Origin of the sequence: Nitratireductor sp. GZWM139 (assembly GCF_030068685.1) — a bacterium.
Lineage (GTDB): Bacteria > Pseudomonadota > Alphaproteobacteria > Rhizobiales > Rhizobiaceae > Nitratireductor > Nitratireductor aquimarinus.
In genome coordinates this window covers 20,252-39,568 of sequence record NZ_JAMQML010000015.1, presented here as the reverse complement: position 1 = coordinate 39,568, position 19,317 = coordinate 20,252, and the positions used below count along the sequence as shown (strand labels likewise).

The window sequence follows — 19,317 nt, the reverse complement described above, 5'->3', positions numbered from 1 at the left end:
GCGTAAAAATGAGCACTGTCGGCGCATATCTTCGGCTGGCCCGCGCGGGCTGGATTCTTGTTCGTGAGGGCGTTGTGGCGGCCATGCCCGGCGACCAGCTGGAAGGCATGCCGCTGTTCGGCTGGAAGGTGGCCAAAGTCTTGTCGCGGCGTCGCTCCAAGCGGCGCGACCGGCCCGAACGCCTTGCCCAGGCCGTGAACCGGCTCGGGCCGTCCTATGTGAAACTCGGGCAGTTTCTGGCGACGCGGCCGGATGTTGTGGGCCATGAGATGGCGCATGATCTCGCCAGCCTTCAGGATCGCATGAACACGTTTCCCGAGGCGCAGGCGCGCGCGGCCATCGAAGGCTCGCTGGGCCAGCCGGTCGAGGCGCTTTACGCGGAGTTCGACGGCCCGGTGGCAGCGGCCTCGATCGCGCAGGTGCATGAGGCGCGCGTCGCCACCGACACGGGCCTCAAGCGCGTTGCGGTGAAGGTGATCCGCCCCGGCGTGCGCCGGCGCTTCCAGAACGACCTGGAAAGTTATTTCCTCGCAGCACATCTGCAGGAGCGCTTTATCCCGTCCACCCGTCGCCTGAAGCCGGTCAAAGTGGCCGAAACGCTGGCGCAGGTGACCAAGATTGAGATGGATCTGCGCCTCGAGGCGGCGGCCATTTCCGAGATCCACGAGAACACGCTGAACGATCCCGGCTTCCGGGTGCCCAATGTCGACTGGCAGCGCACCGGCCGCGATGTGGTGACGCTGGAATGGGTCGACGGCACCAAGATGTCGAACATCGAGGCCCTGCGCGAAGCGGGTCACGATCTCGAAGCGCTGGCGCAGACGCTCATTCAGTCCTTCCTGCGCCACACGCTGCGCGACGGCTTCTTTCACGCCGACATGCACCCCGGAAACCTCTTCGTTGAAGACGATGGAACCATCGTCGCGGTGGATTTCGGCATTACGGGGCGTATCGGTCGCAAGGAACGGCACTTCCTCGCCGAGATCCTGTACGGTTTCATCACCCGCGATTTCCGCAGGGTGGCGGAAGTGCATTTCGAGGCAGGATATGTGCCGGGGCACCACGATGTGGCGGCCTTCGCACAGGCGCTGCGCGCCATTGGCGAACCGATCCACGGCCAGTCGGCCGAAACCATCTCCATGGCGCGGCTTCTAACGCTTCTCTTTGAAGTGACCGAGCTGTTCGACATGCAGACGCGGCCCGAACTGCTGCTCCTGCAGAAGACCATGGTCGTTGTGGAAGGCGTTGCGCGCACGCTCGATCCGCATTTCAACATGTGGAAAGCGGCCGAACCGGTCGTTTCCGACTGGATTGCCGGCAATCTCGGGCCGCGCGGCATGCTGAACGACGCCCGCGAAGGCGTCGGCGCTCTCGTCTCGCTCGTTCGTCAGGCGCCGGATCTCGCCGCACGCACGGAGCGGCTCTCACGCGAAATCGACACGATGGCGCAGAAGGGCCTGCGCTTCGATCCGGAAACGGCGGAAGCCATCGGCAAGGCCGAGGCGCGCCATTCCCGTGGTGGGCGCGTTGCGCTCTGGGTCATCGCCGCAGCCCTCGCGGTCATCGCCTGGCAGATTTCCTGATCCCCGATCCATGCTGATGGCGCATTTGCGCCATCCTTCCTCACATTCGGAACATTGCAGCGCAGGATAGCCGGCTAATCCTGCGACGACGCATTGCGCCTGCAATGACAGCATTGCTAGCAAACATCACCTAAGCCACAGATTCGCCTTGCGTTTCCGCGTGCGAAGAAGTGTGAATAATGCATTGCCGGCAATGACATCCCCACAATCTATAGAGTAAGAGAATCATAATACGCTGCACGAGCGAAGGGGGCACCTTCCAGGCAATCGAGACCGCGCGGGGCGCAAACCGGCAAGAATGACAGCAATGCTGTCAAAAACCCGGCAAACGCAGTCAAAGACAAAAATGCAGTCATTGCTTTCAAGTCTGCGTTTTTCAAATCTGTGCATTCAGATTTGCCGGCTCATTTTTTGGACTTATCGATGGCGACACTAACGATACGAAATGTCGATGAGAAAGTTCGGCGCGCGCTACGCAGACGCGCAGCCGAAAATGACGTCTCGATGGAAGAAGAGGTCAGACGCATTCTGGCCCGCAGCGTGCAGCTGGCAGACGACCCGGCCCAGCATCAGAGCAAGGCGCGGCGCGCAGAAACGCTCAACACGGTCTCCATGCGCCCGATTGGAGAATTCGACCTCAAGGCAATCAGCGACGAGATCTGGAATGGCCGTACGTTGTGAGCCCAAATTCGTGGTCGATACGTCGGCCCTTATCGCCGTCCTGAACGACGATCCCGACGCGGATACGTTCCGCCAGGCGCTTCAGGACGCAGAGCAGATCCTCATCAGCAGCACCACGACGTTTGAAGCGCAGTATGTCGCCAAGCACATCTCGCTGATCGACGGCACCGAACGGCTCAACACGCTTCTTGGCGCGCTTTCCCCCGAAACCATCGATTTCGATGAGCGGCAGCTGACCATCGCCCGTAAGGCCTATGCGATTTACGGTCAGGCGACCGGCCACCCGGCAGCGCTGAACATCGGCGACTGCTTTGCTTACGCGCTGGCCAGAACCGCTAACCTGCCGCTCCTTTTCAAAGGTTCGGATTTCGTCCATACGGATATAGAGCCCGCAATAAAGCCGTCCTGAGAGAGCCTTCATCCATGACAGCCCCGCAGCAGACGCTTACCAAAGCCCGTATCCTGCTTATCATCGGGGGCGGCATCGCAGCCTATAAATGCCTCGACCTGATCCGCCGCCTGCGCGAACGCGGGGCGAGCGTGCGCTGTGTGATGACGAAAGCCGCACAGGAATTCATCACGCCGCTCTCGGTCGGCGCGCTTTCCGCAGACCATGTGTTCACCGAGCTGTTCGACCGGCAGGACGAGCATGATGTCGGGCATATCCGCCTGTCGCGTGAGGCTGACCTTCTGGTCGTTGCGCCGGGCACGGCCGACCTGATGGCGAAGCTTGCCAATGGCCATGCCAACGACCTCGCGTCCACGGTTCTCATCGCAACCGACAAGCCGGTTCTCATGGCGCCCGCCATGAACCCGCGCATGTGGGAGCATCTGGCCACGCAGCGCAACCTTGCGACACTGCGAGAGGACGGCGTCAGCTTCGTCGGCCCCAACCGGGGCGAGATGGCTGAAAGCGGGGAAGCCGGCGAGGGCCGCATGGCCGAGCCGATGGAGATCGTTGCTGCGGTTGAAGCGCTGATCGGCAATCACGAAAAGCCGCTCGCCGGGCGCAAGGTGATCGTCACCTCCGGCCCGACCCACGAAATCATCGATCCGGTGCGCTACATCGCCAACCGCTCTTCGGGCAAGCAGGGACACGCCATCGCCGCCGCGCTCGCCCGGCTGGGCGCATCGGTGCACCTCGTTTCCGGACCGGTCTCCATTCCCGACCCGCACGGCGTGACGACCACCCATGTGGAAACGGCCCGCCAGATGCGCGAGGCCGTGGAGGCTTCGCTGCCGGCGGATGCGGGCGTGTTCGTTGCCGCTGTTGCCGACTGGCGGCCCGCCGTCGAAATCTCGGAAAAGATCAAGAAGAAGCCCGGCGAGGGCGCGCCCACGCTGGAGCTTACCGAAAACCCGGACATTCTGGCCGGCATCGGACATCACAAGAAACGCCCCGCGCTCGTGATCGGCTTTGCCGCCGAAACGCAGGACCTCTTCAAGAACGCCCGCACCAAGCTCAACAAGAAGGGCGCTGACTTCATCGTTGCCAATGATGTCTCGCATGACAGCGGCGTCGGCCCCGGCGGCGTGATGGGCGGCGACAGCAACAGCGTCGTCATCGTCGGCCATGAAGGGCATGACGAGTGGCCTGAAATGAGCAAGGAAGAGGTTGCGGAGCGACTGGCGCAACTCATCGCAGACCGTCTCGGACCCACTCAATGACATCAACGACACCGGTTCTGGAAACAGAACGCCTCACGCTGCGGGCGCACAACTTCAGCGATCTCGACGCTTTCGCGCGTCTCTGGTCGCTGCCCGAGGCGACGCGCTTTACCACGGGTCGCGCCCTGTCGCGCGAAGAAGCATGGCGGCGCATGGCCATGCACCGGGGCATGTGGGACCTGATGGGCTTTGGCTATTTCGCCGTCATCGAGAAGTCCACCGGCGCATTTCTCGGCGATGCGGGCGTGCAGGAATGCCGGCGCGAACTCTCGCCCTCGATCGAGGGAACGATGGAGGCCGGCTGGGTCTTCCTGCCGGAAGCGCACGGCAAGGGCTATGCGCGCGAAGCGATGGAAGCCGTGTTCAAATGGTGCGCCAGCGCGCAGCCGGACATGGAGATCACCTGCATCATCGATGAGGAAAACACGCCTTCGCAGAAGCTCGCAGCGCGCCTCGGCTTTGCGGAACGCGCCCGCACGGACTTCAACGAACGGCCGGCAATCATCTACTGGCGCGGGTAAAATTCGGAAGCCTCATTCCCGCCGGAAGCATCATTCCCGAAAGACTGTTCACAATCTGTAGACAGCCCGTTTCCGTGAGCGCCGGTGCCATGCGGGGCTGCACTCTCTATGTTTGGCGCAAGATCGCCGTGCGTCCATCCGGACGCACAAAGGACGATCCAGGTTACTGACAGGGCATTGGAATGGCCCGAAAACCGGATTCCGTTTTTCGGTCAAAAGCTCTGGCAACAGATGGAGAGACGATCATGTCCATTCGTCCCGTAAGGCAGATTTCGCATGCGCAGCCCACCATTGAGGGCGCAGGCGTTCGGCTGGACCGCGCTTTCGGTTTCACCGATCCGAAGCTGGCCGATCCCTTCCTGCTGCTTGACGATTTCCGCAATGAGCGGCCGGAAGACTATCAGGCCGGCTTCCCCTGGCATCCGCATCGCGGCATCGAGACGATCACCTATGTGCTGGCCGGCAGCGTGGATCACGCCGACAGTCTGGGCAATTCCGGTTCGCTCGGCGCGGGAGACGTGCAGTGGATGACGGCGGGCAGCGGCATTCTCCATCAGGAAATGCCGCATGGCGACAAGACCGGGCGCATGCATGGATTCCAGCTCTGGGCCAACCTGCCTTCGAGCGAGAAGATGACCACGCCGCGCTATCAGGATGTAAAAGCCGGTGAAATTCCCGAAGTGATCGACGATGACGGCACGCGGGTGCGTGTGGTGGTCGGCGAGTTCTGGGGCAAGCGCGGACCGGTCGACGGCATTGCCGCCGATCCGCAATATCTCGATGTCTGGGTGCCGCCGGGCAAGCGCAAGGTGCTGCCGGTCGACACCTATCGCAGCGCGTTTGCCTATATCTTCGAGGGCTCCGGCACGTTCCGCGATGCGTCGCGCCCGTTCGGTGTTCTGGTGGAGAAGGAAGTCGCCGGCGAGGAAGTGCATCTGCGCGACATGAGCGGCGACCGCACGCTTGTGGTGTTCGACACGGGCGATGAAGTTGTCGTTCAGGCCGGCGAACGCGGCATCCGCTTCCTTCTTGTGTCGGGCAAGCCGATCCAGGAGCCGGTGGCCTGGCACGGACCCATCGTGATGAACACGCGCCAGGAACTCATGCAGGCCTTCAACGAGCTGAATGCCGGCACTTTCATCCGCGAAGGCGCGAAATCCTGACGAAACCCGCAATGAGGCGGCGCAATACGCGCCGCCTCACCACGCGCCGGATTTGTGATCGACCAGATGGATGATCTGGGCCGGGCTCGATATCCAGAAACCGTCGAAGTTTTCGCCCAGTGGTTCGATAGCGTCGCAGCGGGCAATGCCCTCCGCCGCCATGAGTTCCGCCGCCGCCTTCGTGTCGTCCGTGACGATCTCCAGCCAGAGCTCGGCCTGGCTCATGCCGGGCGTCTGGTCGAGCCAAAGCTGGTTGGCCCCGAAGCGGAAGCCGATGGCCGGGAGAAGCTCTTCGATCTGCTCCATGCCAAGCACATCGCGGTAGAACCGGACGGTCTCTTCATATTGATGCACTGGCAACTTCATGGCGATGTTGCGCCCGCCGGCCAGATGCGGCCTTGGCGCAGCCTCACCGGGGCCAACGCCTTCCATGCACCGGTCGAGGTGATCGAGGATCAGCGGCCAGAGCGCTTCGTGTTTCGCCGCGCTCTCCTGACTGGGAAACCCTTTATGCACGAGCTTCAGGCGGCTGCCTCGGCTGCGCTTCGAGAACTCCATGGTCACGATGGTCTCCGCCCCTTCGGTGCCGCTTGATCCGGTGACCCAGCTCATCTCGATCAGCCTGCCCGGCTCAAGCCTGAGGAAGCGCCCGTAACAGGGCCTGCGTTCGGCGGGCTTATCCTCATCAAAACCATGCACTGTTTCAAAGAAGAAGGGAGACCCGACGCGCGGCTCCATATGCACCGAGGCGCGGGACGCAAACCAGCGGTCGAGCTGCTCGGTCCAGGCGCGATAGAGCGTGTCGGGATCCGCACTCATCGACCGGGACAATGCGCATTCATGGGGACGGCCGGAAACATCCGGCATGACGGCAATGTTCATGACGTTTCTTCCTTCTCTCGTCGTTGGACGAACAGTGATTTATGTCTGCGAGAAACGCTGTTCGTATTCGGCTTCCAGCGCGGAGATGCGCGCCCAGAAAGGCGGCACGGGCCGGCCCGAAAGGACCGCGTCGAGCACCGCCAGATGCGCATGCCAGCCGCCCGACACGTTGACCATCTCGCCACGACCGGCAAGGCGGCTATGCGTGACCACCAGAAGAACCCTGTCGCCTTCCGGGAACAGCTCGAAACGCACTTCGCTTCCTTCACCCTCACCCGGCCAGGTCATGGCGAGAACGCGCGGCGGATCCCATTCGAGTATCCGGCCTTCGGACACGAAGCCATTCTCGTTCATCTCGCGATATTGGTCAGGCGGCGTTTCGTCGGTGAAGTCGGCGTGACGGAACACGAGCTGCGCGGCCCCGCCAACGCGCTCTTCCATCGCGCCGCCGGCAAGCCACTGGCAGCGCTTGTCGGCCTCGGTCAGATAAGACCAGATGCGCTCGGCCGGGCCGGGCAAAAGGCGCTCGAAACGCACCACATTCGGCGCTTCGACAACGCCATAGGCATCCATATCGGCATGTTTCATCGTCTCTCTCCCATTGAGGAAACAGCGTCGGCGCGCGCTCAGCCCTTGTCTGCTGGCGGTTTCTGCCGATCCTCGGCTTCCAGAATGTTCTGAAGCGCATCGAGCCGATCGCTCCAGAAGCGCTCATAGTAGCGGAACCAGGCCTGTGCTTCGGCGAGGCGCGCAGCCTCCAGCCGGCAATAATGGGTGCGCCCTTCGACATGCCGGCTCACAAGGCCGGCTGCCTCCAGCACCTTCACATGTTTGGATGCGCCGGCAAGCGACATGTCGAACGGCTCCGCCAGTTGCGACACGCTGTGCTTTCCGGCTGAAAGCCTGTGCAGCATGGCCCGCCGGGTCGGATCCGACAGGGCATGGAAAACGGCATCCAGATGGGGCGACTGATATTCAACCATATGGTTTAGATATCCGTCGCCAGCCCAATGGTCAACCAAATGGTTTAACTTTATGGAGAGAGACCGGGATCAGTCCTTGGCGGTGCAGGAAACCGGGTCTGCGTCCTCGCCCTTCATCAGGTCATAGAGGTCTGCATTGTCGCCCTTGGTCCACCAGATGTAGGGGCCGCCTGCATATTTCGCGCCGGAAGCCGCGAGCACATTGCTCATCACGACGGGGTTGCCATCGATGGTGACGACGGCGAGCGAATTGCCGTCGGCGTTGTAATAGGTGGCGTCGATGTCACCGTCCGGGCAGGCATAGGTCACTGCGGTGGTTTCCACGCTCTCCACATCGGGCAGATCGATCTCCAGCGTCGCGGCAAAGGCGGACGAACCCAGTGCGAGAGTGGAAACGAGCGCAAGAATGGAACGGCGCATGATGAAACTCCTGAATCATTATAAAACCAGATCATCACACCGTGGCAGCGTGTCGAATTAAAGACAATCTCTATCTTAGGTTTGAAAAACTCTTATGCGGTGAAAACCGAAAATCCCGCCACCAAATAAAAATCTCTTCTCTAAGAGATATCCTACAGAAACCCTATTCTGCGCGATTCCGTCGACCAACAATGCCTGAACTTAGCTGAGGCACGATATTCCCGAAGCCGTCTTTGCCCTCCCCCATATACATAAATTCAACTACGACCTCTGTTAAGCGTTTTTTATCTTTCTCAAAGATGTCGCGATACCCCACAAAGGCGTGCGCGCAGAATTTAACTTCGCGCCTCCTGAACCGCTGCAATTCTTCTCCGACAATAGAAAGTGGAGCGCTTTCGAAATTAGAGCTCGCAGCAACAATAGCAGTACCGTTAAAAGCCTCTGAATCGAAGTCGACGAGCGGGTATGCTTCATCACTAACATCTGCAATGCTCCCCTCACGCTCAACTCCGACATGCGTAGCCGGCGTTCTTCCGCCATTTCGAAACAACAGATAGATTACAATCCCCTCAGCAAATGACTGGCCGTCGACAGTTATCTGATTGGCGAGAGTAATTCTCGGCCGCTCGAAGCACAGCCAAGCACGATCATTGAACAGTGCAAGCTTTGCGGCTTCGGCTGTCCTCTCGGCCTCCTTCAGCGTCTCGCGAGTAGCATCAAGGGTCCGCTTCAGAAGCCATACAGCCCACACACTAACAGTAAGTGCGAAAAAGCCAATAATGGTCATCGCCCATTGGGCTGGCGTATCGCCATACCAAGAAAACTGTTCTGGATCAGTTGGTTCCTTTCCGCCACCGCGCGCACCGCTGTCATCAAACTTAGTACCAGAGGGCTCAGCTGACGAGATGGCGGGAGCGATCGGCTCCGCTTCCATAGTAGATCTTTCGGCAGCCCCCTCCTGAATTACACGTAGTTCCATTGGTTGTTCGGGTGTCGGATTCTCTTGAGCTACCACCTGAACTGAGAGCACCACCCCAAATGCAACCGCTCCGAAAACCATGTTTTGGCGCATAACCTCACCACCCTGGCCACAACCACCAACTAAAAACAATTCATGAAAGCATAAGAAAAACCCCGGAAGCAACAGTGCTTCCGGGGCCGATATTCTTGGCACCTGTCCTGCGAAGGGATCAGCCGGCCGGCTGTTTGGTCTTGCGCAGATAGGGCAGGATCGTCTCGAACGAACCGAAACGCTTTTCGGCCTCTTCGTTGGAGACGGCCGGCGTGATGATCACGTCCTCGCCATTCTGCCAGTTGGCGGGCGTCGCCACCTGATGCCTGGCGGTGAGCTGGATGGAATCGATGGCGCGCAGGATCTCCGCAAAATTGCGGCCCGTCGTCATCGGGTAGGTCAGCACCAGCTTGATCTTCTTGTCGGGACCGACAACGTAGACCGAGCGAACGGTCTGGTTGTCCGCAGCCGTGCGACCGTCGGAGCTGTCGCCCGCGTCAGCCGGCAGCATGCCATAGAGCTTGGCGACCTTCAGGTCGCTGTCGCCGATCATCGGATACTCGACAGCCTGGCCGGTGGCCTTCTTGATGTCTTCCTTCCAGCGCACATGGTCCTCGACCGGATCGACGGAGATGCCGATGATCTTGGTGTTGCGCTTCTTGAACTCATCCTCGAGGCCAGCCATCGTGCCGAGTTCGGTCGTGCAGACGGGCGTGAAATCCTTGGGGTGGCTGAAGAGCACGGCCCAGCCGTCGCCGACCCAGTCATGGAAATTGATTGTGCCGTGGGTGGTCTCGGCGCTGAAATCCGGCGCCGCGTCATTGATGCGAAGGCTCATCGTTCTCTCCTCCTGAGGTGAGATAAAGCGTTGGGTGTTCCTGCCGCAGCAGGATAGCAACCCAAACACAGGTTGATGAACCTCATCTAGGTGTAAATTGACGCAGTTGCTTGGAATCTCATTCCCAAAATGAGTACGAGAGGGAAATTTACATCCCCCACTCGTGTTGCCCGGCGAATTCCTTCGCTCAGGCGGCCTTTCGGGTCTGATAATCCTTCACGGCGGTGAAGCGCACGGCCTTCCAGCGGTCGGCCTCGTAGTTCAGACCGAATTCATGCGGCGCGAGGAAAACCGGATCGTCGTCCAGATCGCGCGCAATGTCGCCGCGATGGCTGGCAATGAAACGGTCCACTTCGCCCGCCTCGTCGGAGGTGATCCAGCGGCAAACGCTGAAGCGCGCCATCTCGAAATCCACCGGCAGCGAATACTCGATCTTCAGACGCTCTTTCAGAACGTCGAGCTGAAGCGCGCCGACGACGCCGACAATGGCGGGCGAGCCATCTTCGGGCGTGAAGAGCTGCACGACGCCCTCTTCGGCCATCTGCTGCAGGGCTTCCTTCAGCTTCTTGGCCTTCATGGCGTCGCCAAGGCGCACGCGGCGCAGGATTTCCGGCGCGAAATTGGGCACGCCGCGGAACAGAAGCTCCTCGCTCTCGGTCAGCGTGTCGCCAATGCGCAGCGTGCCGTGGTTGGGAATGCCCACCACGTCGCCGGCGAACGCCTCGTCAGCGGTGATGCGGCTCTTGGCGAAGAAGAACTGCGGCGCTGACAGGCTGATCGGCTTGCCGGTGCGCACCAGCTTGGCCTTCATGCCGCGCTGCAGCCTGCCCGAGCACACGCGCACAAACGCGATGCGGTCGCGGTGGTTGGGGTCCATGTTGGCCTGGATCTTGAAGACGAAGGAGGTCATTTTCTCCTCATTCGCCTCGACCTTGCGCGCATCCGCTTCCTGGGCGCGCGGTTCGGGACCGAATGCGCCAAGCGCCTCGATCAGGTCGCGCACGCCGAAATTGCGCAGCGCCGAGCCGAAATAGACCGGTGTGAGGTGCCCTTCGCGGAACGCCTGCATGTCGAAGGGACGGCAGGCTTCCTTGCCCAGCATCATCTCCTCGACCAGCATGTCGCGCTCGTTTTCTGGCAGGAGACCGGCCACGGCGTCGGAATCTGGCCCATCGACGGCGATCGGTTCCACATCGTCATCCGAGCGGCGCATCGTGTCGTTGGCGAGATTATAGGTGCCGACAAAGCTCTTGCCCCGGCCGATGGGCCAGGTGACGGGTGCGGTGTCCAGCGCCAGCTTCTGCTCGATCTCGTCAAGGATTTCGAACGGGTCGCGGCTTTCGCGGTCGAGCTTGTTGACGAAGGTGACGATCGGGATGTCGCGCAGGCGGCACACTTCGAACAGCTTCAGCGTGCGCGGCTCAATGCCCTTGGCCGCGTCGATGACCATGATGGCGCTGTCGACCGCTGTCAGCGTGCGATAGGTGTCGTCGGCGAAGTCTTCGTGGCCCGGCGTATCGAGCAGGTTGAAAACGTGGTCGCCATACTCGAACGTCATCACCGATGTGACGACGGAAATGCCGCGCTCGCGCTCGATGTTCATCCAGTCCGAACGGGTCTGGACGCGGTTCTTCTTCGCTTTCACCTCACCGGCGAGCTGGATCGCGCCGCCGAACAGAAGCAGCTTCTCGGTCAGCGTGGTCTTACCGGCGTCCGGGTGCGAAATGATTGCGAAGGTGCGGCGGCGGGCCACCGCATCGGCGATTTTGTCGGTCATCTGTATCTGGTTTTCCTGAAGCCCGGGGCTTTTAACAAGCGGCGCTGCGCCTGTCGAACGGAAAGTGGACGCGCGCAAAAGCCACATAGCGGTGAAGAGATCGCTCTGGCTGACGGCCAGCTGTTGAATTCGCCGGCGAAACGGGCCAGACGGAATGAGTCGTGATCGTCGTCCCCCGGATTGCAGCGCACAGGATAAGCACCATGTCCAACACCGTTTCCTCCATGCCCGTCATTGGCCCCACCGTCGGCATCGTTCGTCTGCCGCACAGCGAGGGGCTGCCGCTGCCCGCCTATGAGAGCGAGGCCGCAGCGGGAATGGATCTGCGCGCCGCAGTGCCCGAAGACCGCCGCATCGTTCTCCTGCCCGGCCGCCGCGCGCTGGTACCCACCGGCTTCGTGCTGGAACTGCCCGAGGGTTTCGAAGGACAGGTGCGCCCGCGCTCCGGCCTCGCGCTGAAGCACGGCATCACCTGCCTGAACGCGCCCGGCACCATCGACGCCGACTATCGCGGCGAGGTTCAGGTGCTGCTGATCAACCATGGCGAGGATGATTTCGCCATCACCCGCGGCCTGCGCATCGCCCAGCTGGTGATTGCGCCGGTCAGCCAGGCGCGGCTTGAAGAACGCACCCATGTGGGCGGCACCGCCCGTGGCGCAGGCGGTTTCGGCTCCACCGGCGTCGCCTGACTATGGGGCAGCCGCTGGGGCTGCCGCAACGACACTATACTTTGGTATAAGACCTCAGGCCGTTATTGCGGCGGCTTGGGGCTTGCGCCGCTTTTTCCCTCCGATTATCGGCTTTGACAGGCCGTTTTTCCCTTTGTCTGCCGCTTTCCGGTTGGCAAGGGCGTGCGGTTGTCTACAGTCACGCATGGCGCAGGCCGCCATGCCTGCCGAACTGTTAAACAGCGGAGGAGACAAGATGTTATCAGCAAGCAGGAAGTATCTCGCAGCCGGCGCGGTTGCGCTTTCGCTGGGCCTCGCGCCCGCAGGTGCCATGGCCCAGGAATTCATCAACGTGCTGACCGGCGGCACTTCGGGCGTCTACTATCCGCTCGGCTCCCAGCTTTCCAAGATCTACGGCGAAAAGATCGACGGCGTGCGCACCCAGGTGCAGTCGACCAAGGCTTCGGTCGAAAACCTGAACCTGCTGCAGCAGGGCCGTGGCGAGATCGCCTTCGCGCTCGGCGATTCCGTGAAGTCGGCCTGGGAAGGCGACGCGGAAGCCGGCTTCAACCAGAAGCTCGACAAGCTGCGCGCCATCGCCGCGATCTACCCCAACTACATCCAGATCGTTGCTTCGCAGGAATCCGGCATCAAGGAATTCGGTGACCTGAAGGGCAAGGGCCTTTCCGTCGGCGCACCGAAGTCCGGCACCGAGCTCAACGCCCAGCGCATCTTCGGCGCGATGGACATGAGCTATGACGATCTCGGCAAGACCGAGTATCTGCCGTTCGGCGAATCCGTCGAGCTGATCAAGAACCGCCAGCTCGACGCCACGCTGCAGTCGGCCGGTCTGGGCGTTGCCTCCATCAAGGATCTGGCGCTGTCGCTGCCGGTGACCCTCGTATCGGTGCCCAACAGCGTTGCCGAAACGCTGGGCGCGCCGTTCATCGCGGCAACCATTCCCGCCGGCACCTATGAGGGCCAGAGCGAGGATGTGCCGACGCTGGCCATCACCAACATTCTCGTATCGCATTCGGATGTCTCCGACGAGGTTGCTTACGAGATGACCAAGCAGCTCTTCGAGAACCTCGACGACATGGTGGCCGCTCATGCCGCTGCCAAGGCGATCTCCGCCGAGAACGGCCCCAAGGGCCTGCCGCTGCCGCTGCACCCCGGCGCAGAGCGCTACTACAAGGAAAAGGGCCTGCTCTAGGCTAGTGAGGCGAGGCCCCGTCCAGCGACGGGGCCTTCCTGTCACGCTCCGGCGCGGGGAGTGACAGGAAGGCCCGAATGCCGAGCCCTCGCGCCGCTGCGGTGCCCCCTGTGGTGCCCCCTGCGGCACCCAAGCGGACAACGAGCGGACAATCGGCAAGGCCCGAACAAGAGCATGGGGAAGCGGAGCGCCCAATGAGCAAGAGTGAAACCGGCCAGACGACAGGCGCGGACCAGGCAGAACTGCACGATCACGCCCATGGCGAGTTCGGCACCGACCGCATCGGGCGGTTCCTTTTCTGGATCGCGGTGATCTTCTCGCTCTACCAGATCGCCACCGCCGCCCATGTGCTGAACCTGCCGAGCCAGGTGGTGCGTGCGTTCCATGTGGGCTTTCTGACGCTGCTGGTCTTTCCGCTGGTGGTGCAGGCCCGCGGCAGCGCGCCGGCCATCAAGGCGCTGGCCTGGGGACTGGCGCTCGCCGGCGTGGCCGTGGCGCTCTATCAGTATGTCGAATACAAGCCGCTGCTCCTACGGGCCGGCGATCCGTTACCCATCGACATCGTGTTCGGCGTCATTGCGCTCGTCACCGTGTTTGCCGCCGCCTATGTGCTGATGGGCCCGGCTCTGCCGATCATCTCCGGCGCGTTTCTCGCCTACTGCCTGTTCGGGCAATACCTGCCTTCACCGCTGAACCATCGCGGCTATGATTTCAGCCAGGTCATCGACCACATGGCCTATGGCACGGAAGGCATTTACGGCATCCCGATCTACGTATCGGCCACCTACATCTTCCTGTTCATCCTGTTCGGCTCGTTCCTCGAGCGCGCCGGCATGATCAAGCTCTTCACCGATGTGTCGCTCGGCCTTGTGGGCCATGCGCGCGGCGGCGCGGCCAAGGTGTCGGTCATCTCATCCGGCCTGATGGGCACGATTTCCGGCTCGGGTGTCGCCAATGTGGTGACCACCGGCCAGTTCACCATCCCGCTGATGAAGCGCTTCGGCTACCGCGCGGCCTTTGCCGGCGGCGTCGAATCCACCGCCTCCATGGGCGGGCAGATCATGCCGCCGGTGATGGGCGCCGTGGCCTTCATCATGGCCGAGACGCTGGGCATCGAATATTACGAAGTGGTCAAGGCGGCGATCATTCCCGCCGTGCTCTATTTCGCCTCCGCCTTCTGGATGGTGCACCTGGAAGCCGGCAAATATGGCCTGCACGGCCTGCCGCGCTCGGAGCTGCCTTCTCCCCGCAAGGCGCTGCGCAAGGGCTGGTATCTCATCCTGCCGCTGGCCGTGCTCGTCTACCTCCTCTTCTCCGGCTATACGCCGCTCTTCGCCGGCACGATCGGGCTGTCGCTGACGGTTCTGCTGATCCTCGGCGGCTCGGTGGCGCTCGGTCTTCCCGGCCAGGTGCTGCGGGTCATCTTCTGGGTCGGTCTCGGCCTCGTTGCGGCAAGCTTCTTCAGCTACGGCATCACGGCGATCCTGATCGCCGCCCTTGTGCTGATCGTCGCGAACCTGTTCGTCGATGGCGGGCGCAAGACGCTGGCCGTCTGCCGCGACTCGCTTGCCGAGGGCGCGAAGACAGCGCTGCCGGTGGGCGTGGCCTGTGCCGTGGTCGGCATCATCATCGGAACCATGACCCTGACCGGCGTCGCCAACACGTTCGGCCAGTTCATCGTCTCGGTGGGTGAGAAGAGCCTGTTCCTCTCGCTCGTGCTCACCATGATCACCTGCATCATTCTGGGCATGGGCATTCCGACCATCCCCAACTACATCATCACCTCGTCGATTGCCGGCCCGGCGCTTCTGGCGCTCGGCGTGCCGCTGATCGTCAGCCACATGTTCGTGTTCTATTTCGGCATTCTGGCCGACCTGACGCCGCCTGTTGCGCTTGCCTGTTTCGCCGCCGGCCCCATCGCCAAGGAAAACGGCCTCAAGATTTCCATGGAAGCGATCAAGGTGGCCGCCGCCGGCTTCGTGATACCCTTCATGGCGGTCTACACACCGGCGCTGATGCTTCAGGATGGCGGACCGCTGGCCGAGGCCTGGGGCTATTATCCGGCGGTCGCCTACATCGTCTTCAAGGCATTGCTGGCGATCGCGCTGTGGGGGGCTGCGGTGATCGGCTTCCTGCGCTCGAAACTCGCCATCTGGGAGCGCGTCCTTGCAGCGGTCGCGGCCTTCACCCTGATCGCGGCTCTTCCTGTTACCGATGAACTCGGCTTCGCGCTTGCGGCCCTGTTCCTCGGGCAGCACTGGTATCGCACCCGCATGGCGCACGCGCCTCAGGAAAAGCGGGCCGGCGAATGAGCATTTGCGTTCTGGCAGGCGGAAAGGCGCTGACCCTCGGGGCGGCGCTTTTCACCCTGTCATGGACGCATTCGGTCGAGAAGATCCGCTGGGAAGAAGACTGGCGGGCAGGCCCTGCCGGGCTCGAACTTGTCGAGGCGCGCGTTCAGGGATCGGGCGCGGGCATGGAGCCGCCGCCCGAAGCGCGCTTTGAAAATGGCTGGTGGACCTACCGCCCGACCCTGCCGCCACAGAGCGAACTTGCCCTTGCGGCGTCGGGCGCAACAGGCTCCGGCTGGCAATTATGCGCAGCAGAAGAATGCCACGAACTGGGCGCGGCAGCCGGAAAGCCGGTGATCGTCAGATATTGTGAGTGAGCGCTGCCGTCAGGCTGCCGTGGCCGAACCGCCGCCACGCTTCTGGCAAGCAGGGCCGGGTCCGCGCATATAGTGGCGCTCCGGATGGTAGCGCGGCGCGATGAATTCACGAAGGGCGGCAATACAACGTACAAAAAGTGCCATGGGTCTCGTCCAACCGGTGGCGGCTCCTCCAAAACCGCCTGTTACAACTGTCTCAAGCTTTACATTCACAAGGTGAACGCTCTGTGAATGCCGGTCGGATTTCGCCCCGGTTTGTGCCCGTTTGTAGGCAGAAAACGGCTGCGCGTTCAGCGAGTTTTACGGTGTGGCCGCCGCGCCACAGTTCTGCGCGGCGCGGCGGCGCTTCAGTCTCAGTTTTCGCCCAGATAGGCAACGATGATGTCGAGTGCGGCCTGAAGGTCGTTGCGGTCGATCATCTCGGTCACGGTGTGGATGTAGCGTGTGCCCACCACGATGCCCACGGCGCGCGCACCGGCGGCGGCCTGCTGGGCTGCCGCGCCATCCTGGCCGCCACGGGCCAGAATGGTGCGCTGGTAGGGGATCGCCTTCTTCTTGGCGAGCTGTTCGACTTCACGCACCAGCGCCTGATCGGCAATGAAGGACGAGTCCTTCACGTGCAGGCCAAAGCCCTGCCCCTGCTTTGTCACCGCTTCATGCTCGCCAATGCCCGGCGTGTCGCAGGCAAGCGTGGTGTCAATGCCGAGACCGATATCCGGCTTGACCGCATAGGCCGCCGTGCGCGCGCCGCGCAGGCCAACCTCTTCCTGCGCCGTGAAGGCCACATGGATCTCGCAATCATGCTTCGTGCCGGCTTCCTCCAGCGCGCGGATCACCTCGATGCCAAGCCAGCAGGCGACGCGGTTGTCGAGCGCCTTGGAGACGAACTTGTCGCCCATTTCGAGGAAAGGCTCGTCCATCACCACGAAGTCGCCGACCTGCACCAGATCGCGCGCCTTTTCGCCAAGCCCCATGTCGACGATGAAATCGCCCGGCTCCGGCACCTTCTTGCGCTCTTCCGCACTCTGAATGTGGATCGGCTTGCCAGCGGGGTTCATCACGCCCTTGTAGTCGCCGCTCTCGGTGCAGATCAGCACACGGCGGGAAAACAGGTTGCGCGGATCAAAGCCGCCCACCGGATCGAGATGCAGGAAGCCCTTCTCGGTCACATGGGTCACGAGAAAGGCGATCTCGTCCATGTGGCACAGAAGCATGATCTTGAGCGGATCGCCCTTGGTCTTCTTGCGCGGCTTGCGCACGCACAGGAGCGAGCCCATCGGATCGGTCCGCACATCGTCGAACAGTCCCTCGATCTCTTCTTCGATGAGGGCGCGGACGCGCGTTTCATGGCCCGGCGCGCCCGGCGTTTCGCAGAGCCTGCGCAGCAGTTCGGTGTTCATCATTGTCCCCGGCAGAGCTTTGTTGGAATCATTGGTGAGGGGCGACCATGGCGCAAAGCCGCGCGGAAGGAAACGGCCACGCCTGCGTTTCGCGCTGGCTCAGGCCTCGCGCAGCAGCTTGTCGAAGGCCGTGCGCCCCGGTGGTGTGAAGCGGATGATGCGGCTTTCCTTTTTCCGCCGCACCCAGTTCAGCGCGATGAAGCGGTCGAGCATGCCCGCGCCGAGACTGCCTGCCAGATGCGAACGCCGCACGCTCCAATCCAGACAGGAGCGACACATCGGCCGCCGCTTCCTGCGCATCGCCTCAATGTCGAGCCCGAAATCGCAGAAGAAGCCAGCGCCCTTTTCCGTGAGGCTCACATCCTCTCCATCGATGGTCAGAAAACCACGCCCGGCAAAGGCATCGAACATGGCGACGCCCGCCTCTCCCGCCAGATGGTCGTAGCAGATGCGCGCTTCGCGCATGGCCGTGTCGCGCGGACCGGGCAACACTTTTCGCTGCCCCAGCGCCGCCGCGACCCCCATGATGGATTCCAGCATGCCCGCCACCTGATGATCGGACAGCGCGTAATAGCGATGACGGCCCTGCCGCGCCATGCGCAAAAGGCCGCCCTCGGTCAACCTGGCAAGATGGGCGCTCGCCGTCGGCAGGGTGACGCCGGCCTCGACCGCCAGTTCGCTGGCCGTCAAAGCCGTGCCGCCCATCAGCGCAGCCAGCATGTTGGCGCGCGCCGGATCTCCGACGAGGCTGGCAATTTGGGCGAGGTCCGCTCCTGCTTTCATAGTTCGATGCTAATCAAAGTGTGAATGTGCAGCAAGCTCTATTCTCTCCTTGTCGAACCAGGGAGAAAGCGATGCGCCCCTATGGAAAACCATTGACGCCATCTTCGATGCGGGACGCACGCCGCCCCCTGTCGATCACCGTCATGCTGCAGTGTTTCGCAGCGCGCCTTGCGCTGGCCTCGGAACGCTATCGGCAGAGGCGCACGCTAACAGACCTAACCGACGAACAGTTGCGCGATGTGGGCCTGACCCGCCGCGACGTGCAGCGCGAATCCGCAAAACCCTTCTGGGACATCTGACACAGAAAACCCGAAAATGCTTCGATACCGACCGAAGCATGTCGGCAGGAGACAACCACCCCCATGACCATCACTTGCTTCATCCGCTACGAGATCGATCCCTTCAAGCGGGACGCCTTCGAGGAATATTCCCGCAACTGGGGTCAGGCGATCCCGCGCGCAGGCGTGGACCTGATCGGCTATTTCGCACCACATGAGGGCTCCACGACCACCGCCTATGGCGTTTACAATCTGGACAGTCTCGCAGCTTACGAAGAGTACCGGGCGCGGCTTGCTGCAAGCCCCGAAGGCCGCGCGAATTATGAATTCGCAAAGCGCGAACGTTTCATCCTGAAGGAGGACCGCATGTTTCTGAAACTTGCCTCCGCTCCCCATGCGAAATGGGTGCAGCCATGATCGCGGTGATCTTCGAAGTGGAGCCGGCGGCAGGAAAGCGTGATGCCTATCTTGGCATCGCGGCAGACCTGCGACCGATGCTCGACGGCGTGGATGGCTTCATTTCCATCGAGAGGTTTCAGAGCCTCAATGACGGGAACCGGGTGCTCTCGCTCTCGTTCTGGCGCGATGAGGAAGCGGTGAAAGCCTGGCGCAACACGGAGGAACACAGGCAGGCGCAGCGCGCCGGGCGGAACGGCATATTCGCCGGCTACCGGTTACGCATCGCCCATGTCCTGCGCGATTACGGAATGACGGAGCGGGCCGAAGCACCCGCCGACAGCCGAGCCATGCATGACGCGGCCCGTCGGTCGGGATAGCCC

The 19,317-nt window shown here is 62.1% G+C and carries 23 protein-coding genes and 1 pseudogene; 14 read left to right on the top strand and 10 right to left on the bottom strand.

The features are described 5' to 3' along the window. The first annotated feature begins 8 nt into the window (after positions 1–8). The 7 genes and pseudogenes from ubiB (at position 9) to NDI72_RS17250 (ending at position 5,616) form a co-directional block, all read left to right on the top strand. On the top strand, positions 9–1,583 hold the full coding sequence (ubiB, locus tag NDI72_RS17275) for a 2-polyprenylphenol 6-hydroxylase (protein ID WP_283801136.1): 1,575 nt from the start codon (positions 9–11) through the stop codon (positions 1,581–1,583). A gap of 423 nt (positions 1,584–2,006) precedes the next feature. Further along, positions 2,007–2,072 (top strand): annotated as a pseudogene (locus tag NDI72_RS22105) (FitA-like ribbon-helix-helix domain-containing protein); the annotation flags it as partial. Positions 2,073–2,087: 15 nt separating this feature from the next. Continuing rightward, positions 2,088–2,264, top strand: coding sequence for a hypothetical protein (locus NDI72_RS17270; protein ID WP_222474305.1), 177 nt, complete (start codon positions 2,088–2,090; stop codon positions 2,262–2,264). Next, positions 2,248–2,673 carry a type II toxin-antitoxin system VapC family toxin gene (locus tag NDI72_RS17265; protein WP_113153728.1) on the top strand — a complete coding sequence of 142 codons (426 nt, stop codon included), beginning with the start codon at positions 2,248–2,250 and terminating at the stop codon, positions 2,671–2,673. Before NDI72_RS17270 ends, NDI72_RS17265 begins: the two co-directional genes overlap by 17 nt. Positions 2,674–2,687: 14 nt before the next feature. Next, a complete protein-coding gene (coaBC, locus tag NDI72_RS17260) occupies positions 2,688–3,932 on the top strand; it encodes a bifunctional phosphopantothenoylcysteine decarboxylase/phosphopantothenate--cysteine ligase CoaBC (protein WP_283801135.1) in 1,245 nt (414 codons plus the stop codon). After that, positions 3,929–4,453 carry a GNAT family N-acetyltransferase gene (locus NDI72_RS17255; RefSeq protein WP_206553352.1) on the top strand — a complete coding sequence of 175 codons (525 nt, stop codon included), beginning with the start codon at positions 3,929–3,931 and terminating at the stop codon, positions 4,451–4,453. Before coaBC ends, NDI72_RS17255 begins: the two co-directional genes overlap by 4 nt. A gap of 245 nt (positions 4,454–4,698) precedes the next feature. Beyond that, complete coding sequence (locus tag NDI72_RS17250) at positions 4,699–5,616, top strand: pirin family protein (RefSeq protein WP_283801134.1); 918 nt, start codon at positions 4,699–4,701, stop codon at positions 5,614–5,616. Between the two features lie 36 nt (positions 5,617–5,652). On the opposite strand, the gene NDI72_RS22100 is transcribed toward NDI72_RS17250, so the two are convergent. The 7 genes from NDI72_RS22100 to NDI72_RS17210 form a co-directional block, all read right to left on the bottom strand. Next, positions 5,653–6,498: an SRPBCC domain-containing protein gene (locus NDI72_RS22100; protein ID WP_502888424.1), complete on the bottom strand. Its 846-nt coding sequence runs from the start codon at positions 6,496–6,498 to the stop codon at positions 5,653–5,655. A 39-nt stretch (positions 6,499–6,537) separates the two neighbouring features. Next, a complete protein-coding gene (locus NDI72_RS17235; protein WP_206546537.1) occupies positions 6,538–7,086 on the bottom strand; it encodes an SRPBCC family protein in 549 nt (182 codons plus the stop codon). 38 nt (positions 7,087–7,124) lie between these two features. Then, a complete protein-coding gene (locus NDI72_RS17230; RefSeq protein ID WP_206553349.1) occupies positions 7,125–7,481 on the bottom strand; it encodes an ArsR/SmtB family transcription factor in 357 nt (118 codons plus the stop codon). A 69-nt stretch (positions 7,482–7,550) separates the two neighbouring features. Continuing rightward, entirely contained in the window at positions 7,551–7,901 is a 351-nt protein-coding gene (locus NDI72_RS17225; RefSeq protein ID WP_206546536.1) for an MliC family protein, read from the bottom strand. A 163-nt stretch (positions 7,902–8,064) separates the two neighbouring features. Beyond that, positions 8,065–9,045 (bottom strand): hypothetical protein, encoded by a 981-nt coding sequence (locus NDI72_RS17220; protein ID WP_283801132.1) that lies wholly within the window; start codon positions 9,043–9,045, stop codon positions 8,065–8,067. Positions 9,046–9,091: 46 nt separating this feature from the next. Continuing rightward, positions 9,092–9,751: a peroxiredoxin gene (locus tag NDI72_RS17215; RefSeq protein WP_283801131.1), complete on the bottom strand. Its 660-nt coding sequence runs from the start codon at positions 9,749–9,751 to the stop codon at positions 9,092–9,094. A 187-nt stretch (positions 9,752–9,938) separates the two neighbouring features. Continuing rightward, a complete protein-coding gene (locus NDI72_RS17210) occupies positions 9,939–11,528 on the bottom strand; it encodes a peptide chain release factor 3 (protein ID WP_283801129.1) in 1,590 nt (529 codons plus the stop codon). A gap of 203 nt (positions 11,529–11,731) precedes the next feature. On the opposite strand from NDI72_RS17210, the gene dut reads away from it, so the two are divergent. From dut to NDI72_RS17190, 4 genes are all read left to right on the top strand, one after another. Continuing rightward, on the top strand, positions 11,732–12,217 hold the full coding sequence (gene dut, locus NDI72_RS17205; RefSeq protein WP_113153716.1) for a dUTP diphosphatase: 486 nt from the start codon (positions 11,732–11,734) through the stop codon (positions 12,215–12,217). A 235-nt stretch (positions 12,218–12,452) separates the two neighbouring features. Continuing rightward, the gene (locus NDI72_RS17200) at positions 12,453–13,409 is read left to right on the top strand and encodes a TAXI family TRAP transporter solute-binding subunit (RefSeq protein WP_113156109.1); all 957 of its coding nucleotides are present in this window, start codon (positions 12,453–12,455) and stop codon (positions 13,407–13,409) included. Positions 13,410–13,603: 194 nt separating this feature from the next. After that, positions 13,604–15,721 carry a TRAP transporter permease gene (locus tag NDI72_RS17195; RefSeq protein WP_206549113.1) on the top strand — a complete coding sequence of 706 codons (2,118 nt, stop codon included), beginning with the start codon at positions 13,604–13,606 and terminating at the stop codon, positions 15,719–15,721. Continuing rightward, positions 15,718–16,077 (top strand): DUF1850 domain-containing protein, encoded by a 360-nt coding sequence (locus NDI72_RS17190; RefSeq protein WP_283801127.1) that lies wholly within the window; start codon positions 15,718–15,720, stop codon positions 16,075–16,077. The genes NDI72_RS17195 and NDI72_RS17190 overlap by 4 nt, the downstream gene beginning before the upstream one ends. 9 nt (positions 16,078–16,086) lie before the next feature. Here NDI72_RS17190 and NDI72_RS17185 read toward each other — a convergent pair whose 3' ends face one another. The 3 genes from NDI72_RS17185 to NDI72_RS17175 all read right to left on the bottom strand — a co-directional run bounded on the left by NDI72_RS17185 (position 16,087) and on the right by NDI72_RS17175 (position 18,260). Next, complete coding sequence (locus NDI72_RS17185; protein ID WP_256370533.1) at positions 16,087–16,221, bottom strand: hypothetical protein; 135 nt, start codon at positions 16,219–16,221, stop codon at positions 16,087–16,089. 209 nt (positions 16,222–16,430) lie between these two features. Beyond that, complete coding sequence (locus NDI72_RS17180) at positions 16,431–17,477, bottom strand: M42 family metallopeptidase (protein ID WP_283801125.1); 1,047 nt, start codon at positions 17,475–17,477, stop codon at positions 16,431–16,433. 99 nt (positions 17,478–17,576) lie between these two features. Further along, positions 17,577–18,260, bottom strand: coding sequence for an ArsR/SmtB family transcription factor (locus tag NDI72_RS17175; RefSeq protein WP_283801123.1), 684 nt, complete (start codon positions 18,258–18,260; stop codon positions 17,577–17,579). A gap of 92 nt (positions 18,261–18,352) precedes the next feature. Between NDI72_RS17175 and NDI72_RS17170 the strand changes: the two genes are divergently transcribed. From NDI72_RS17170 to NDI72_RS17160, 3 genes are all read left to right on the top strand, one after another. Then, positions 18,353–18,559 (top strand): DUF1127 domain-containing protein, encoded by a 207-nt coding sequence (locus NDI72_RS17170; RefSeq protein ID WP_224924922.1) that lies wholly within the window; start codon positions 18,353–18,355, stop codon positions 18,557–18,559. A gap of 63 nt (positions 18,560–18,622) precedes the next feature. Then, positions 18,623–18,955: an NIPSNAP family protein gene (locus NDI72_RS17165; protein WP_113153712.1), complete on the top strand. Its 333-nt coding sequence runs from the start codon at positions 18,623–18,625 to the stop codon at positions 18,953–18,955. Further along, positions 18,952–19,314 carry an antibiotic biosynthesis monooxygenase family protein gene (locus NDI72_RS17160; RefSeq protein WP_206546529.1) on the top strand — a complete coding sequence of 121 codons (363 nt, stop codon included), beginning with the start codon at positions 18,952–18,954 and terminating at the stop codon, positions 19,312–19,314. The genes NDI72_RS17165 and NDI72_RS17160 overlap by 4 nt, the downstream gene beginning before the upstream one ends. Positions 19,315–19,317: the final 3 nt, after the last annotated feature.

Bases quoted from the DNA above. Each gene is read 5' to 3' on its own strand.
- NDI72_RS17230 (WP_206553349.1), bottom strand. From the start codon at position 7,481: ATGGTTGAATATCAGTCGCCCCATCTGGATGCCGTTTTCCATGCCCTG.
- NDI72_RS17270 (WP_222474305.1), top strand. From the start codon at position 2,088: ATGGAAGAAGAGGTCAGACGCATTCTGGCCCGCAGCGTGCAGCTGGCA.
- NDI72_RS17160 (WP_206546529.1), top strand. From the start codon at position 18,952: ATGATCGCGGTGATCTTCGAAGTGGAGCCGGCGGCAGGAAAGCGTGAT.
- NDI72_RS17180 (WP_283801125.1), bottom strand. From the start codon at position 17,477: ATGAACACCGAACTGCTGCGCAGGCTCTGCGAAACGCCGGGCGCGCCG.
- NDI72_RS17250 (WP_283801134.1), top strand. From the start codon at position 4,699: ATGTCCATTCGTCCCGTAAGGCAGATTTCGCATGCGCAGCCCACCATT.
- NDI72_RS17200 (WP_113156109.1), top strand. From the start codon at position 12,453: ATGTTATCAGCAAGCAGGAAGTATCTCGCAGCCGGCGCGGTTGCGCTT.
- NDI72_RS17215 (WP_283801131.1), bottom strand. From the start codon at position 9,751: ATGAGCCTTCGCATCAATGACGCGGCGCCGGATTTCAGCGCCGAGACC.
- NDI72_RS17265 (WP_113153728.1), top strand. From the start codon at position 2,248: ATGGCCGTACGTTGTGAGCCCAAATTCGTGGTCGATACGTCGGCCCTT.
- NDI72_RS22100 (WP_502888424.1), bottom strand. From the start codon at position 6,498: ATGAACATTGCCGTCATGCCGGATGTTTCCGGCCGTCCCCATGAATGC.
- NDI72_RS17255 (WP_206553352.1), top strand. From the start codon at position 3,929: ATGACATCAACGACACCGGTTCTGGAAACAGAACGCCTCACGCTGCGG.
- NDI72_RS17195 (WP_206549113.1), top strand. From the start codon at position 13,604: ATGAGCAAGAGTGAAACCGGCCAGACGACAGGCGCGGACCAGGCAGAA.
- ubiB (WP_283801136.1), top strand. From the start codon at position 9: ATGAGCACTGTCGGCGCATATCTTCGGCTGGCCCGCGCGGGCTGGATT.
- NDI72_RS17225 (WP_206546536.1), bottom strand. From the start codon at position 7,901: ATGCGCCGTTCCATTCTTGCGCTCGTTTCCACTCTCGCACTGGGTTCG.
- coaBC (WP_283801135.1), top strand. From the start codon at position 2,688: ATGACAGCCCCGCAGCAGACGCTTACCAAAGCCCGTATCCTGCTTATC.
- NDI72_RS17185 (WP_256370533.1), bottom strand. From the start codon at position 16,221: ATGGCACTTTTTGTACGTTGTATTGCCGCCCTTCGTGAATTCATCGCG.
- NDI72_RS17165 (WP_113153712.1), top strand. From the start codon at position 18,623: ATGACCATCACTTGCTTCATCCGCTACGAGATCGATCCCTTCAAGCGG.
- NDI72_RS17190 (WP_283801127.1), top strand. From the start codon at position 15,718: ATGAGCATTTGCGTTCTGGCAGGCGGAAAGGCGCTGACCCTCGGGGCG.
- NDI72_RS17235 (WP_206546537.1), bottom strand. From the start codon at position 7,086: ATGAAACATGCCGATATGGATGCCTATGGCGTTGTCGAAGCGCCGAAT.
- NDI72_RS17175 (WP_283801123.1), bottom strand. From the start codon at position 18,260: ATGAAAGCAGGAGCGGACCTCGCCCAAATTGCCAGCCTCGTCGGAGAT.
- dut (WP_113153716.1), top strand. From the start codon at position 11,732: ATGTCCAACACCGTTTCCTCCATGCCCGTCATTGGCCCCACCGTCGGC.
- NDI72_RS17210 (WP_283801129.1), bottom strand. From the start codon at position 11,528: ATGACCGACAAAATCGCCGATGCGGTGGCCCGCCGCCGCACCTTCGCA.